15 protein-coding genes are annotated in these 14,451 nt (G+C 68.3%); 3 read left to right on the top strand and 12 right to left on the bottom strand.

Features of this window, described 5'->3' with window-relative positions:
• Positions 1 to 105 precede the first annotated feature (105 nt).
• The 6 genes from EV139_RS15150 to EV139_RS15125 all read right to left on the bottom strand — a co-directional run bounded on the left by EV139_RS15150 (position 106) and on the right by EV139_RS15125 (position 7,636).
• The gene (locus EV139_RS15150; RefSeq protein ID WP_130455615.1) at positions 106 to 3,105 is read right to left on the bottom strand and encodes a DEAD/DEAH box helicase; all 3,000 of its coding nucleotides are present in this window, start codon (positions 3,103 to 3,105) and stop codon (positions 106 to 108) included.
• A gap of 107 nt (positions 3,106 to 3,212) precedes the next feature.
• A complete protein-coding gene (locus EV139_RS15145) occupies positions 3,213 to 3,557 on the bottom strand; it encodes a helix-turn-helix domain-containing protein (protein WP_130455613.1) in 345 nt (114 codons plus the stop codon).
• Positions 3,558 to 3,758: 201 nt separating this feature from the next.
• On the bottom strand, positions 3,759 to 4,310 hold the full coding sequence (locus tag EV139_RS15140; protein ID WP_130455611.1) for a YdeI/OmpD-associated family protein: 552 nt from the start codon (positions 4,308 to 4,310) through the stop codon (positions 3,759 to 3,761).
• Between the two features lie 104 nt (positions 4,311 to 4,414).
• Positions 4,415 to 5,215 carry an ABC transporter ATP-binding protein gene (locus EV139_RS15135; protein ID WP_198677600.1) on the bottom strand — a complete coding sequence of 267 codons (801 nt, stop codon included), beginning with the start codon at positions 5,213 to 5,215 and terminating at the stop codon, positions 4,415 to 4,417.
• 1 nt (position 5,216) lies between these two features.
• Positions 5,217 to 6,362 (bottom strand): ABC transporter ATP-binding protein, encoded by a 1,146-nt coding sequence (locus tag EV139_RS15130; RefSeq protein ID WP_130455607.1) that lies wholly within the window; start codon positions 6,360 to 6,362, stop codon positions 5,217 to 5,219.
• Complete coding sequence (locus EV139_RS15125; RefSeq protein WP_198677599.1) at positions 6,362 to 7,636, bottom strand: ABC transporter permease; 1,275 nt, start codon at positions 7,634 to 7,636, stop codon at positions 6,362 to 6,364. The genes EV139_RS15130 and EV139_RS15125 overlap by 1 nt, the downstream gene beginning before the upstream one ends.
• Positions 7,637 to 7,756: 120 nt before the next feature.
• Here EV139_RS15125 and EV139_RS15120 point away from each other — a divergent pair, with 120 nt between their 5' ends.
• Complete coding sequence (locus EV139_RS15120) at positions 7,757 to 8,365, top strand: TetR/AcrR family transcriptional regulator (protein WP_157993054.1); 609 nt, start codon at positions 7,757 to 7,759, stop codon at positions 8,363 to 8,365.
• On the opposite strand, the gene EV139_RS15115 is transcribed toward EV139_RS15120, so the two are convergent.
• The gene (locus tag EV139_RS15115) at positions 8,344 to 8,970 is read right to left on the bottom strand and encodes a TetR/AcrR family transcriptional regulator (protein ID WP_130455603.1); all 627 of its coding nucleotides are present in this window, start codon (positions 8,968 to 8,970) and stop codon (positions 8,344 to 8,346) included. The genes EV139_RS15120 and EV139_RS15115 overlap by 22 nt on opposite strands.
• Before the next feature lie 190 nt (positions 8,971 to 9,160).
• On the opposite strand from EV139_RS15115, the gene EV139_RS15110 reads away from it, so the two are divergent.
• On the top strand, positions 9,161 to 10,078 hold the full coding sequence (locus tag EV139_RS15110) for an NAD-dependent epimerase/dehydratase family protein (RefSeq protein ID WP_198677598.1): 918 nt from the start codon (positions 9,161 to 9,163) through the stop codon (positions 10,076 to 10,078).
• Between the two features lie 7 nt (positions 10,079 to 10,085).
• Here EV139_RS15110 and EV139_RS15105 read toward each other — a convergent pair whose 3' ends face one another.
• The gene (locus EV139_RS15105; protein WP_130455599.1) at positions 10,086 to 10,379 is read right to left on the bottom strand and encodes a DUF4031 domain-containing protein; all 294 of its coding nucleotides are present in this window, start codon (positions 10,377 to 10,379) and stop codon (positions 10,086 to 10,088) included.
• A gap of 25 nt (positions 10,380 to 10,404) precedes the next feature.
• Positions 10,405 to 10,896, bottom strand: a complete 492-nt coding sequence (locus EV139_RS15100; RefSeq protein WP_130455597.1) for a glutathione peroxidase — start codon at positions 10,894 to 10,896, stop codon at positions 10,405 to 10,407.
• A 120-nt stretch (positions 10,897 to 11,016) separates the two neighbouring features.
• Between EV139_RS15100 and EV139_RS15095 the strand changes: the two genes are divergently transcribed.
• A complete protein-coding gene (locus EV139_RS15095; protein WP_130455595.1) occupies positions 11,017 to 11,562 on the top strand; it encodes a flavin reductase family protein in 546 nt (181 codons plus the stop codon).
• On the opposite strand, the gene EV139_RS15090 is transcribed toward EV139_RS15095, so the two are convergent.
• The 3 genes from EV139_RS15090 to EV139_RS15080 all read right to left on the bottom strand — a co-directional run bounded on the left by EV139_RS15090 (position 11,559) and on the right by EV139_RS15080 (position 14,439).
• The gene (locus EV139_RS15090; protein ID WP_130455593.1) at positions 11,559 to 12,809 is read right to left on the bottom strand and encodes an MFS transporter; all 1,251 of its coding nucleotides are present in this window, start codon (positions 12,807 to 12,809) and stop codon (positions 11,559 to 11,561) included. The two genes, EV139_RS15095 and EV139_RS15090, sit on opposite strands and share 4 nt — an antisense overlap.
• Positions 12,810 to 12,906: 97 nt before the next feature.
• Positions 12,907 to 13,554 (bottom strand): MBL fold metallo-hydrolase, encoded by a 648-nt coding sequence (locus EV139_RS15085; protein WP_130455591.1) that lies wholly within the window; start codon positions 13,552 to 13,554, stop codon positions 12,907 to 12,909.
• Between the two features lie 39 nt (positions 13,555 to 13,593).
• Positions 13,594 to 14,439 (bottom strand): universal stress protein, encoded by an 846-nt coding sequence (locus EV139_RS15080; RefSeq protein WP_130455589.1) that lies wholly within the window; start codon positions 14,437 to 14,439, stop codon positions 13,594 to 13,596.
• Positions 14,440 to 14,451 lie beyond the last annotated feature (12 nt).

Here is a 14,451-nt window from a genome sequence, read left to right as displayed (position 1 = left end):
CGTTCGCTCACACGAGCGAAGGGCTCCGATATTCGAGCACCCCTTATATGGGTGTCAGACGCTCTGCTCACGCTCTCACCAGCCTACCGACGGCCGCAGCGTCTGTCACGAATTTGCGATGACACGCAGCCTCATTCCGTGCGTCTCAACGAGGAACCGTTCGGTTCCGCCGAGCAGGGCGCGCATGTCCTCGCTCGCAAGTGACTTGGACATCCCCGGCTGAACGATCGCAACGGAAACGTTGAGCGTTCGGTAACGCGCCTCGCGGACGATGGAGGCCAGGGTTGCGATTTCACCAGCGATCAGGCCGGTCTTTCCGGAACTCTGGCGCTGTTTCTCTCTGCGGAAGAGCCGTTTGGTGAGCAGTTCCGGGATCGCCTTTGCGCGATTCATCTTCATTGCCTGTCCGCAGACGTCGTACAGGTCATCGATTCGAGCGCCTGGCTTGTCACCGGATGAGTACTTGCAATGCGCTATCAAGACTTCGAGGGCATCCTCGGTCCTCTTCAAGAGAACGATGTCGGCCAGTTCACCTGGACCGTCATCATCGATGACTACCTCCCACTCGTCCTCTGCTGAGAGTGCTTGGATCGCGCGATGCTGGATGGTGGCAGGGTCGCGATCAGCGCCTTGCGACTCGCGCTTGATGTCGACGTTGGACCAGTCGATCGTCTCGATTGCGTCGATCGGGAAGAGTCGTCGCTCGCGGTCGGGCCGCAGCAAGAATCCTTGTTCGACGAGGACCGTCTCACCCTCGAAGGTGATGAGCAGTCCGTTAGCAGTGAGGAAGGCCGCGAGGCTCCCTGTGCCCGCTGGGGTGACGATCTGCCCGTCCTCTGCGACAGGGCGGATCGTGGGTGGATCGTCTTCATGGAAGTCGAACTCGAACTCGAGCTCCCATCCTGGCGTCTTGAGCTTGAACCGGAGCGGCTGGTCTGCCGTGTGATTGCTCAGGGAGAGTTCGGTGTCGAGCAGGGAGAACGACTGATCTTTGTAACTCACTTTGCGTCGCTCGCTGAACGTCGCGACTAGTTGATACGGCCATTCGATCGACAGCGGCACGTACGGCGGGCGCTCCCGGGCGGGCTCGGGGAGCAGGAACCCCGACATGACAGACTCCAGGGAGATGGAGGTGTCCGTGATGGTCGGTCCGATCTGGGTCACCCAGCGGACCCAGTCGTGGATGTCGCGAGCTTGTTCGTGGCTCCATACACGCCCCTTGCGGGATGCACCGAAGCTCACAGCTCTGCTGTCGGCAAAGCCGTGGGCGAAGATGTTGGTCTTCATCTTCGTGCCTCCCTCTCCGCGCCATGCGTGGAGTACGTCTTGACCAACGTGCATGGAAAAGCGCCTGTTGCGGCTCACCGAGTCGAGGAGGCCGACGTTGGTCGGCACGCGGCGTTTGACCTTGGAGAGAATTCGGTACACCGCTTCGCCTTTGACCAAGGTGACATCGTCGCCGCCGATAGCTTGGGCGATATCTTCATGCATCGAGTCGTTGTTGGTGCTGTTGATGTACAGGAACCCCGCGGCCTCGTCGACATGCACGACGTGAAGGTGGTGGACAAGTTCATTGAAGCTGGAAAAGTCGCCCCATCTGACGGGTGTTGCCTCTCGCGAGACCCACCAAGCGACCTTCTCCTTGTTGTTGATGCCGATGCGCGTCGTCAGCAATCGATCATCGAACAGGTCGTAGATGCTCTCGGGGTTCCAGCTCAGCAACTTGTTGGACTGGTAGGTGACGGTGCTCATCTTCGGATGGATGCTGCGCATGGCGACTTCGCGGGGGACCGATCCAAACGCAAGCTCGAAGTCTGTTCGGTCCTTCTCCTGTCCGACGCCGTGCTCGGTCAGATCGCGGATGACTTCATTCCAGTCTGCGTCCTCGCCGTAGAGCTTGCGAAGTCGCTCGTCAACGCCAGCGACTTGAAGGGGGACGAATGCGGAGGCTTCTCCAAGAGACTCGTTGCCCACACGGGTGAAGCGACCGACGAACTGCAGTGTGACGGCAAGGCTCTTCTGCGGGTCATGGATCGCCGCGATCTTCAGCGCCGAGAGATCGAAGCCTTCGCCGAGCATGTTGACGCACACCACGATCCGGCTCTCGCGGTTGAAGAGTCTGTTGCGGTGCTTGCTGCGGGTTGACTCGGCCATTCCGGTGTCGATGCGGATTGGGGCGAACTCTGAGCCGAGTTCCTCGTAGAGCTTGATGATCTCCTTGGCCCGCTCCACGGAGCGGACACGCGCCATCAGAAGGTGATCTAGTCCCGCTTCTACATCGGCCCGGAGTTGCCTGACAGCAGCGATGGCTACTGCACGGTCGGGATCGGCGAGGTCAATCACTGAGCGGTAGTTGATCCTGGCGAAGTAGCCGTGTTCCTGGGCCAGGCGCAGCGGGTAGGCGTACGCGATGCGACCGCCGAGGTGGCGACCGTCCTCCCGATACGGAGTCGCCGTGAACTGGACAACTTCCCGTCCATCGAACAGCTCGACGACCTGCCTCCACGTCCGGGCGCCCAAGTGATGCGCTTCGTCGACGAACAGACGTCGGCACGACTTCGCCAGGTGCAAACGCGCCTCCTCCGAACATGCATCCAACACCTGCGCGGTCGCCACGACCACGTTTGATCGGGCCAGGACCTGTCGAACTTGGTCGACAGTTTGGAGTCCGCTCTTGAGCACGAGAACGGCGGGACACAAGAAATCTCCGACGACGGCCCGGACGCGAGGCAGTATCCCGAGGGTCACGAACTTTTCCGCGATCTGGGTGCGCAGTGCGTCCGACGGCACAACGACGAGAGTCTGGGCCGGCGAGTGACAGTACGCTGCAAGCATCGTTTCGGTCTTGCCTGTCCCCGTCGGCATCACCACTGTGATCGGTTCGTGCTCTTCCGTGGAGCGGTATGCCAAGATCGCGTGCAGGGCACCGAGTTGCGGCCGGCGGAGCCCGTCTTCTGTTTCGCTCTCTGCTGCGAACCGAAACCGCCCCTTGAGAGAGGTCTCCACGACTTCGCTGTCCTGCGGTTCGTCGGTGTGCGCTCCCGGACCGTCACTGAGCCACCACAGCTCGTTACCGTCGATGTCGTAGTGCTCAATCGTCGTCACGTGGGTACTCCTTCGTCCCGAACTTAAGAAGTACCCCGGCCCCTTGCCGACCTCGACTTCCTGGATTTAAGTATGGTTGCAAGCAACGGCGTCGGCCCGCTTTTCATTCAGTGTGTGTTCTTTCGCGGACGACGCCCTCTAGCTCGAAGCTGACCGCCCTCGTCCAGCACCGCCTGACGCACCGCTTCATCACCGATACCCATGTGCCGGGCAACCTGCACGAGCGTCATCCCGCTCCCGTAAAGCGCTGACGCTCGTGCCCGTTCTTCGGCATCCAGGCCCGCGACTCGAACCTCGGCCCCTGCGCGACGAACGAGCGCCGGGATCGTGCTGCGGTGGACGCCATAATTCGCGCTGATCGCCTTGACGGGCATCCCCGCCTCGTAGTCGAAAACCAGTGCCGCACGCCGCTCGGGGGTCAAACGTGTTTGAGACTTCGCCGGATTTTTCACGACCGGACCCCGAGCATCGCGTCTTCCCGAGTTCCGACTGCGCGGCCCACGCCCCTCAGAACCCTTGAGAACACGGCGAATCAACGATTTCAGGGCCGGACGCGTGTTTGAGAATCGCTTGGGAAGGTCCACCAACACACCCCACCCGGGTTCTCCGGGTGGGGTGTTCTGCGTTCAAGGGGGCGGTGGCGCGCGGTCGTGCTAGCCGCCGAGGCGCCGCGCGAGCGCTGCGATCCGCCGTGCGCGCAACGCGGGCGGGGCGCTGATGATCTGCAGCAACACCGGGTATCGCTCGGCAGCGCTGAGCGCGTCGAATCGCTCCGCTCCGCCGGGCACTGCGGCGAGCGCCGCGCGCACGTCGTCCGGCAGCTCCAGGCTGGCAGCCCCGGGGTACGCGCGCTCCCACCGGCCGTCGTTTTTGGCGCGGTCGATCTCGGCGTGGCCGCGGTCGCGCATCCGCTGCTGCGCGATCAGGTCCTCGACAATCCCGACGTTGCGCAGTGACCAGATCGACGCGCGGCGTCGCGGCGTGAACCGTTGGCGGAAGGTGTCGCCGTCGCGCGCGCGGCGTTGTCCGTCGATCCAGCCGCTGCAGAGCGCCTCCTCGAGTGCCTGCGCGTAGCTCAGCGACGTGGGCTGTTCGCGCCCGGTTTTGGCGAGCACGAGCCAGATCCCGTCTGATGTGTGCTCATGCGCGTCGAGCCAGGCTCGCCACGCGGCCGCGTCGGGGAGGATCATCGGGTCATCGCTCATATCTCAAAGATGGCGCACACCCCAGACACCGGAGCCGCCGAGGACGCGGCAGAGCGTGCGGATACGGCAAGTGTGCGTCGCGGGGGAGCCGCGGCCGTGGGTACTCAGCTCGCGCCCGCTCTGGCGGCCTCCCGCGTCGCCAACAGCATCGTCTCCGCCAGCGTCGCCGGAGCGGGGTGGAGCGTGACGCGGTCGGGGAGCTCGGCGAGTGCGGCGGCGACGCGCTCCCGCGACACGCCGGGCACGCGCAGCAGGCGTCCGGCGAGCAGCACGGGGATCCCGGCATCTCGGAGCAGTGTGAACGCCCCCTCCCAGTTGGGGGTCTCGACGACGAGGGACGTGTGGGCCGCGGTGATGGCCGCAAGAGTTCCGGTGGCCGTCACTCTGCCCGCAGTGAGGATGACGAGCCGATCGCACTGCGCCGCTTCCTGCATGTAGTGCGTGGTGACGAGCACTCCGGCGCCCGCATCGGCGTGCTCGCGCATCAGCTCCCACAGTCGTGCACGGCCGAGCGCGTCCATGCCGGAGGATGGTTCGTCGAGGATGAGGAGGGCCGGGTCGTGGAGCGCGGCCGCGAGGAACGCGAGTCGGCGCTTCGCTCCGAGCGGGAGCGCACCAACCGGGGCCCGTCCAAACTCCGCGGCCGCGGCCCGCGCCCCGGCCGGCACTCGAATCCCGTGCACGGAGGCGGCGAACTCAAGGTTCTCGATCGCGGAGAGCGTGGGGTACAGGCCGAGCCCCTGCGCAACGTAGCCGATGCGGTGCCGGGTGGTGAGGCTTGGCGGCGCGCCAAACACCGAGGCGCGGCCGCTGCTCGCGCGTTCAAGGCCGAGGAGTACCCGGATCAGCGTCGTCTTCCCGGCCCCGTTGCCGCCGAGCAGGCCGACAACCTCCCCGGGCCGCACCTCAAGCGAGACATCGTCGAGCGCGGTGAACGCCCCGTAGCGCCGGGTGACGCTGCCCGCCTCGGCGAGTGGGTCGCGTGCCTGGGTGCGTTCGACGACTGACGCCCGCTCGGCGCTCGCGGGCGGGCGCGGGGCGGCCGCGGCGGGCGCGGCCCGGGGCTGTGGTTCGGGCGCTGGGCCAGACGGGGGGCGCGTGCCGCTCGGCGTGCGAGTGGGCGAGGAGCAGCGCCACGCAGGAGTTCTCAAGATCGGGTGCGGCAGGCTCTGGCAGTACCGCTGTCGGCGTCGACGCCGACGCCGATGCCGACGCCGGTAACGCCGGTGCTGATCCTGGATCGGGCGGGGGCGACCACGAATACACGGTCTCTGCGCGGCGCCAGGAATGCGGAGCGGCGAGGAGCTGCGCGCCCGCAACCGAATCGGCGGGCGCCCGCACGATCCGGCCCGGCGTCTGCGCCACGATCTCGTCGGGTGTTCCGGAGGCGAGCTGCTCGCCGTCCGCGAGCAGTTCGAGCCGCGTGGCACGCTCCGCCTCGTCGAGGTACGTGGTCGCAAACACCACCGTGGCACCCTCCGCCGCGGACGCCGCGATGAGCGTCCAGAGCTCGGCGCGACTAATGGGGTCCACTCCGGTGGTCGGCTCGTCGAGGAGCACGAGCCCCGGCTGGTGCAGCGTCGCGAGCACCACCCCGAGCTTCTGCCGCATCCCGCCAGAGAGGCGCCCGGCCACACGGTGTCGGAACTCGGAGAGCCCCGCTCGCTCAAGGAGCTCGGCGCCGCGGCCTCGGGCACGCGCCCGGTCGAGCCCGTACGCGCCGCGCACGAACTCGAGATTCTCGGCGACGGAGAGGTTGCGCCAGACGCCCGCGTCCGCGGGTTGATACCCGATGGCGTGACGGGGGAGCGGCAGCCCCGAGCCGCCGAGGTGCGCTGCGGTGAGGCGCCCGGCGAGCAGTTTGAGCAGCGTGGTCTTCCCGGCACCGTCGCCGCCGACGAGGGCGGTGACGGTCCCCGGCGCAAAGGTGCCCGAGAACCCGGTGAGCAAGACGGACCGGCCGTGGCGCACGGTTGCCCGGTCGAGCACGATCGTGGGGGCACTCGCGGTGGCGGCCGCGCGAGCGCCGGGTGCGGTTCCGAGCGCGGCCATCAGCGCGTCCCGCCGTGGGTGAGCGAGTACCGCATGCGCGCGGTGGCGGCCCCGAACGCGAGCACCGCCATTCCGGTCAGCACGGTGAGCGGGAGCCAGAGACTCTCGAGGTCTGCGCCGCGCAGCATGACGCCCTGGGAGATGTCGCGGAACCAGGTGAGTGGCAGCGCGTACCCGATCCAGCGCACCCCGAGGGGCATCGACTCAAGCGGGAAGATCAGTCCGGAGAGGAGCACCTGCGGCACCACGAAGAGGATCGCGATCTGGATCGCCTGCCCAGTGCTTTGCGAGACCGAGGAGATGAACACGCCGATGCCGAGTACCACGAAGAGGAAAATCACGGAGGCTGCGCCGAAGAGCAGCACGCTGCCCTCGAACGGCAACGCGAACAACCACATTCCCAGGAGCGTCACCACGGCCATGTCGAGCAGCGCGAGCACAAAGTACGGCGTAATCTTGCCCATGATGATCGCGGAGGGCCGCAGCGGCATGACGGCGAGCTGCTCAAGCGTGCCGGTTTCGCGCTCGCGGACCAGGCCGATGCTGGTGATCATGGCGCCGATGAACAGCAGGATCAGCCCGATCAGGCCGGGCACCAGCACCCAGGACGTCTTGAGATCCGGGTTGAACAGCACCGTGACCATCTCGTCGGCGTCGATCTCGGGGGCCTCGATCGTGGGGGCGTCGATCTCGGGGGCCTCGAACGTGGGGAGCGTCGGCGGCGCGCCGGATCCGGGCGGCCGCGTGAGCGCCGCCTCAAGCTCCGCGACAGTCGCTTCGAGCTCCGAGAGTGATGCCGCCACCTCAGCGCGCACGTCCGTCATGCGCTCGGCGGCGTCCTCCGCGGCGAGCTTGACCACCACGCCCTGCGCGGCCTGCGCGGTGAACAGACTGCTGCCGTCGATCAGGGTGTGCATGCGGTCGGCGAGGGCCGCATCGGGTGCTGCCCCGGGCTTCGCGACGAGGACCGCGTTCGCCTCCTGGGCGCGCAGCAGCGCGGCGCCGTCGCCGGCAGTGAGCTCGGGTGCCACGCGCAGGACGTCGAGTTCGTCGTCCGCGACGCTCGACTCCGCAAGCGAGTCCGCAAGCGCCTGCGCGTCTGCGCCCACGATGACGACGGAGACTCGGTCGACAGCGAAGTTTGCGGCGTAGCCGAAGACGATGAGCAGAATCACCGGGAACACCACCAGCATCGCGAGCGTCCGGCGGTCCCGGGCAAGCTCGCGGAACTCCTTCATGATCACGGCGCGCATGAGGCCTCCCTCGGAATTCATCGCGTGACGAAATCAGGGTAACTCATTTTCCGGGCGTGGTGAATCTGTTTTCACAGTTGCTACGCTGAGGATCCTGTGGCGCGCGGCAGCGGCGGCGCGCGGCGAACGGACGGAGGCGCGGTGGGTCAGGCGAGTTCATCGCGGCGCGGCCGTCGCCCGGGCGCCGTGATCGTGCGTGAGGAGATCCTCACCGCGGCAACGACGCTTTTTGGTGCGCACGGCTACCAGGCCGCGACGATGCGGATGATCGGGGAGCTCGCCGGCGTTGACCCGAAGCTGGTGCACTATTACTTCGGCTCCAAGGAAGACCTGTTTGGTGCTGTGATCAGTGAGGTCTTCCGGGCTCGCGGACTGCCGGATCTCTTGACGGGGCTGCTTGACGCCGGTGAGCCGTCCCCGGGCACCAAGTACCTGCTCGGAGTGATCACGGCGCTGGACGATCCGGGGCTCGGGCCCGCCTTCATCGGGATCGTGCGTGGCCTCGGGACGCACGATGAGTCTCGCCGCATCTTCACGCGCTTCATTGAGGGGGAGCTGATTGCGCGCGTGGTGCCCACCCTGTCCACAGACGCTGCCCCGCTTCGGGTCGCGCTCGCGGGCTCGCAACTGCTCGGCGTAGTGATGGCGCGCTACGTGCTCAGGATCCCACACCTCGTTGAGCTCGATCCCCGGGAGTTCGCCCGGCTCGTCGGCCCCACGATTGACCGCTACCTGACGGCCGAGTTCTGAGCCGCCGAGCGGGACGCTTCCGCCGCGTCGGCCGAGGCAATTGCGCCGAGCGCGAGCGCTCGCCCCTGTGCGATGAGCTCCAGCCGGCGGTCCGCGGTCGTGGCATCTGGCGCGATCATGGCTGTAGCGTGCGAGAGTGTCCACCACCCCGCACACAGTGAGACGAGACTGAGTAGCAACTGCGCGGCCCCGAGCGCAGACAACCCGGGTAGCGCGCGCGAGAGCAGCTGCACCTGTGTGGCGCACGTGTCGGCGCGATCCGGTGCGCCGGCTGCCTCACCAAACTCGAGGCTCTCCCACGCGAGGAGGCGGGCGAGTTCTGGACGGGCGGCAAAGTGATCGAACAGCGCACCGGCGTACGCCCCCACGCCGTCGGGGCCGTTCCCCGGCGCGCCCGCAGCGGTGAGCAGGCCGCGGAGTCGGTCGGCGAGCACCGCGTCAAACAGCCCGCGCTTGTTGCCGAAGTACTGGTACACGCGCTCCTTGTTTACCTCGGCGTCGGCGCCGATCGCGTCCATCCGTGCTCCGGCAAAGCCATGCGCTGCGAACTGGCGCGCGCCCGCATCGAGGAGCCGCTGCTTCGTACCCGCTGTATCCCATGCCATAGCGGCAGTCTACCCGACTCCAAACGTCTGTTTGTGAATTTCGCTTCCGCGCGATACGGTTTCTCCAAACAATCGTTTGGAGAAATATGACGCTGCCGATGTGCCCCGCGAGGCCCCCCTACACCCACCCCGCGCACGCGCCGAGTCGAGCCGGCCGCGCGCAGTGCGCCGGCGCCCGCGGGGGTGCGCGGTGAGGGCCCTGGTGCTGGGCGGGGGCGGCGCGGTCGGCCGGGTCCTCGTCGACGAGCTCGTTCGGCTCGGGGTCGAGGTGACCGCGGCGAGTCGCAGCAGCGCGAACGCGCGGATCGATCTTGCGGGCCCGCACGGGCTCGACGCGCTCGCCGAGCACGCCGCGCGGTACGACGTGGTCGTGAACGCCTCCGGCGTGGAGGATCCCCGCCTGGTCGTTGCCGCGGCCCCCGCCGCGTACGTCGACATCTCCGCCACGGCTCGCACGCTCGTGGGGATCTCGGAGGCAGCGCGACCCGGCCAGCGCGTGCTGCTCGGGGCCGGTCTTGCCCCGGGGCTCAGCACCATGCTCGTCGCAGCGCTTCCCACCCGCCCCGGCGACGACGTGGACCTCGGTGTCATCCTGGGCACGGGAGAGCGGCACGGGCCAGCCGCGGTCTCGTGGACTGCGGACCTTGCTGGGCAGCCGGTCTTTGCGCCGCCGGAGGGCGGCGTGGTGGTCAACCTGCGCGAGCGACGCACGCTGCCAGCCCCGGACGGCACGCGCAGCTACCTCCGGGCCGATTTCCCAGACCACGTGCTCGCTGATGGTGCCCGTGGGATCCGAGTGCGCAGCTACCTCGCGGTGGGGGACCGTGCCACCACCGCCGCGCTCGGGCTCGTGGGGCGGAGTCCGCGGCTCGCCCCGCTCATGGCGCGGGCGCCCCAACTCGGCAGTGCCCGGTGGAGCCTCACCGCGGTGAACCGGCGTACCGGGGTCGCAGTAGCGGCAGCCGGGGAAGGGCAGTCGCGGGCGACCGGGGTGCTCACCGCGCTGGGCGTCGTGGCGCTGCTCGACCGCGGGCCAGACCGTGCGGTGTCGCTGGCGAGTCTGCTCGACCTCGCCGATCTCCCCGCGCTCGGGCGCGCCCGGCGCTGACGCTGCGCTACCGCGCCAGATCCGGGCCCGGGGCGGGCCGACGGTCCCGGGCCCGCACCCGGAGCCCCGACGCGATGAGCCGGCGCACGAGCTCATGGCCGCTCACGGAGACCGCCCCGGCAGCGACGAGGCGATCGTGGAGCTCCTCGGGCACGTCGTAGTGGTCGCGGTCGAATCCCCGTTCGGGGATCTGGTTTGCGGCGGCGAACGCGTGGAGCTCCGCGAGCGAGACGTCGCTTACCAGGTGCGCCCAGAGACGGCCGTGCGCCGGCCACCGCGGGGAATCGATCAGAATGGTCACCGCACGATGATACGCCCCGCCGGGGCTACGCGGCAGCGGGGAGCGCTGACTCGATCGCGGACACCACTGCCGGGTCGTCTGGTTCGGTGCTGGGGCGGAACCGCGAGACCTCGCCGTTCGGGGCGACGAGGAACTTCTCGAAGTTCCACTGCACGCGCCCGCTGCGCCCGCTCGCGTCGCGGGTCTCGCGCAGGATCCGATACAGCGGGTGCGAGTGTCGCCCGTTCACCTTGGCCTTCTCAAGGAGCGGGAAGGTGACGCCGTAGTTCATGGCGCAGAAGGTCTTGATGTCCTCGGCCGTGCCCGGCTCCTGTCCGAGGAACTGGTTGCACGGCACGCCGAGCACCGTGAAGCCGCGGGGGCCGTACTCCCGCTGCAGCTCTTCGAGCTTCGCGTACTGCGGGGTCATGCCGCACTTCGAGGCCACATTGACAATGAGCACGGCCTGGTCGGCGTAGTCGGCGAGGGAGGTCGGATCGCCGTCGATCGTGGTGAGGGGAATGTCTCTGAGTCGCATACCCCCAGCGTACGCGCGCGACCGGCGCGACGGGCCGGGAATGCGCTCAGAGCTCGGCGCGTTGGAAACGTTGAAGCTCCGCGGCTGTCCGCGGTGCGAAGACGACCGCACAGTACAGGGATGGAGCGCCGAGTGAGCGATACCGGGCGAGTGGCACCGACGGGATATGACGCGACGGAGGTCAGCGGTCTCGATGCGCTGAAAGACGCGTTCAGGCAACACCCGGCGGGAGTGTCGCTGATCACGGCGCACACGCCGGAGGGGTCGGTGGGACTCACCGCGTCGAGCGTCGCCTCCGTCGGCATCGATCCGCCCGCACTCTCATTCTCGGTGACCCGGGCGACGGGGAGCGCCGGCGGCATCCTCCGTGCCGACACCTACCTGGTGCACCTGCTCGACGCGCGGCACGCGGCCCTCGCCGCGACCTTCGCGGTGTCTGGTACGGAGCGATTCACCGAAGCGCAGGGGTGGAGTGAGCTGCTGACGGGCGAGCCGTACATGCCCGACACGCGCGTGGCGCTGCGCTGCCGCACGCTCCACTCGCTCGGCGTGGGGTCCTCGGTGATTGTTGTCGCCGAGGTGCTGGGCGCAGTCTTCGGTGAGGCAGCGGAGCCGATGGTCCACGTCGAGCGCAAGTTCCGGGAGCTGGGTGACGTGATCTCCTAGCGTGCGTGGGCGTACTCGACCACTCGAACCCCCACGGTGTTGAGGTTGCGGGCCTTGTCGCGCCGCTCCACAGCGAGACTCACGAGTGCGAGCAGGAGGCCCGTGCCCGCGAGGATCGCGCCCACCCAGCCGGGCACCAGGTAGCCGAGCCCGGCAGCGATCACCAGGCCGCCGAGCCACGCCCCCAGGCTGTTGCCCACGTTGAACGCCGCGTGGTTGAGCGCCGCGCCCAGGAGCGCCGCCTCGTCCGAGATGCGGATCAGTCGTGACTGGATCGACGGGACGAGGATCGACGAGGTGAGGCCGACCGCAAACGCGAAGCCGAACAGCGCGACGGGGCCCGCGGCGAAGAGCGAGTAGCCCACGAGCGAGACAATGAACAGGCTGAACCCCACGATGATCGTGCGGGTGAGGTCGCGGTCGCTCGCCCACCCGCCGAGGATGTTGCCGATCGTCATGCCCACGCCCACGCAGGCGAGCACCCACGGCACCGCGCCGGCCGGCAGCCCTGCCTCGCGCGTGGTCACCTCGGCAATGTAGGAGTAGACAGCGAAGAACCCGCCGAAGCCCACCGAGCCCACCGCGATCATGATCCAGATCCGCGGGTTGCGCAGCGCGGCGAGCTCTTGCACGGGACTGCGCTGCGGGTTTCCGGGGAAGCGCGGCAGGAACGCGAGCGCCAGGAGCAGCGTGGTGGTGAAGATGACCGCGACGAGCACGTACGCCCAGCGCCAGCCGGCGAACTGGCCGAGCCAGGTGGCGAGCGGCACGCCGATCACGTTCGCTATCGTGAGGCCCGAGAGCGCTAGCGCAATGCCCTGGCCCTGCTTCCCCGGCCCCATAATGCGGGCGGCAAGGAGCGACGCGACGCCGAAGTACGCGCCGTGGGGGAGCGCCGCGACGAACCTGAACACCGCGAGCGAGCCAAACGTCGGCATACACGCCGAGGCGATCGTCCCCACAATGAAGAGCACCAGGAGCCAGAACGCGAGCTTTGTCTGGGAGACGCGCGCCGCAAGCACCGCGAAGGTGGGTGCCCCCACGACGACGCCCAGGGCATAGGCGGTGATGAGAATCCCAGCGTGCGCAATGCCCGCCGTCGGCTCCGCCTCGAAACCCGGGATCAGATCGCGCCCGATGTCTGGCAGGAGGCCCATCGTTGCGAACTCAGTCACGCCGATCCCGAAGCCGCCGAGCGCGAGTGCGAACAGTGCGAATCCGCGGCGAAGCGGGGTGAGCTGGGTCATGTGCTGCCTTTCAATGCGAGCTGAGCACACCGCAGGCTGCGGCGGCTGCCGCGACAGCGCGACTCAGTAAGCGTAGTGGCAGTGCGTAACAGGAAGGTTACTGGCCCCGAGCGAGCCAGGCGGCGAGCGCGGGCTGCTCGGCGGCGATCTCCGTGAACTCGCCGTGCCCCGGCTGCACAATCGTGGTTGGCGGGAGCGAAAAGAGCGAGGTCTGGATTGAATCGATGATCTGCGGAAAGCTCGAGTACTCCCAGCGCGTGGCACCGGGGCCGCCGTTGAAGAGCGTGTCCCCAGAGAAGACCGTGCCGAGGGCCGGGGCAACGAAGCACACGGAGCCCGGCGTGTGGCCGGGCGTGTGCCGGGTGATGAGCTCCACCCCGGCGACCTGGAACGCCGCGCCATCCGCCAGCTCGAAGTCTGGAACCGCGTCGCCGTGGGTCTCCCGCCAGATGAAGAGATCGGCCGGGTGCAAATACAGGTGCGTGTCGAGCAGCGCCGCGGTGTCGAGCGCCGCGTTCACGTGGTCCTCGTGCCCGTGCGTGAGCAGGATCCCGAGCGGCTCGCGATCTCCGACCGCTGCGGCGATCGCGCGCGCGTCGTGCGCGGCGTCGATCACCAGCACTCGCTCGTGGTCGCCCACCAGCCACACGTTGTTCTCGAGGAAGATCCCGTCGGGCGGGAGACCGGGGCGGCCAGCGCCGATGGCGCCGCTGGTGATGATTCGCTCAACGGTGACGTCGGACACTGCCGCCCCTCTCGATGGTTCTGTGGTGTACGGGTGGCGTTACGCGCGGGTCACGATGACCGGGCAGGGCAGCGCCTGCAGCACGCCGTGGCTCACGGAGCCGAGCAGGAGCCGGGAGATCCCACCGCGGCCGCGGCTGCCGACGACGAGGAGCTGAGCGCCCTCCGCGGCCTGCACCAGCGCCGCGACGGGCGGCGCCTGGATGATCTCGCGGCGCACCTCGAGGTCCGGGTATCGCTCGGCGAGGCCGGCAACGCCGATCGCGATTGCTTCCTCGGCGGCGCTGCGCTGCGACTCGACGAGCTCTTCGCTCCAGAGATACTCGAGCCCGGGGGTGAGCGGCGGCATCCAGGCGTAGACCGCAATGAGCGGGGCGCCGCGGAACGACGCCTCCTCGGCCGCGTAGGCGATCGCGCGCTGCGAGGCCTCGGACCCGTCGATGCCCACCACCACGCCGGCGTTTGGGGTTGCGTCGACCGTCGGGATCACCGCGACGGGGCAGTGCGCCGTCGCGGCGACCTTGACGGCGCGCGTGCCGAAGAACGAGCCGGCAAAGCGGGTGCCGCTGTGCTGGCCCAGGATGAGCAGGTCGGCGCTCTTCGAGGCCTCCTCGACCTCGGCGATGGGGTGTCCCACGACCGCGGAACCCGAGATCTCGCCGGTGAAGCCGAGGCTTCGGGCGTAGGCGACCTCGGCCTCGAGCATCTGCTCGGACGCCTTCTGCGCCTCAGAGAGGAATGCAACGCTCTCGGAAAGGAACGAATCGTCGGCGACGTGCAGCAGCTGCACGGTTGCGCCGCGCTCGGTGGCTCGGGCGAGCCCCCAGGCGAGCGCCACGCGGCTCTGTTCAGATCCGTCGACTCCGATGAGGTACTTTTCAGACATCTTGCAGGTCCT

The sequence above is a fragment of the Leucobacter luti genome (genome assembly GCF_004217175.1).
GTDB lineage: Bacteria > Actinomycetota > Actinomycetes > Actinomycetales > Microbacteriaceae > Leucobacter > Leucobacter luti.
The sequence above is the reverse complement of the archived record's forward strand: the minus strand, read 5'-3'. Positions and strand labels throughout refer to the sequence as shown.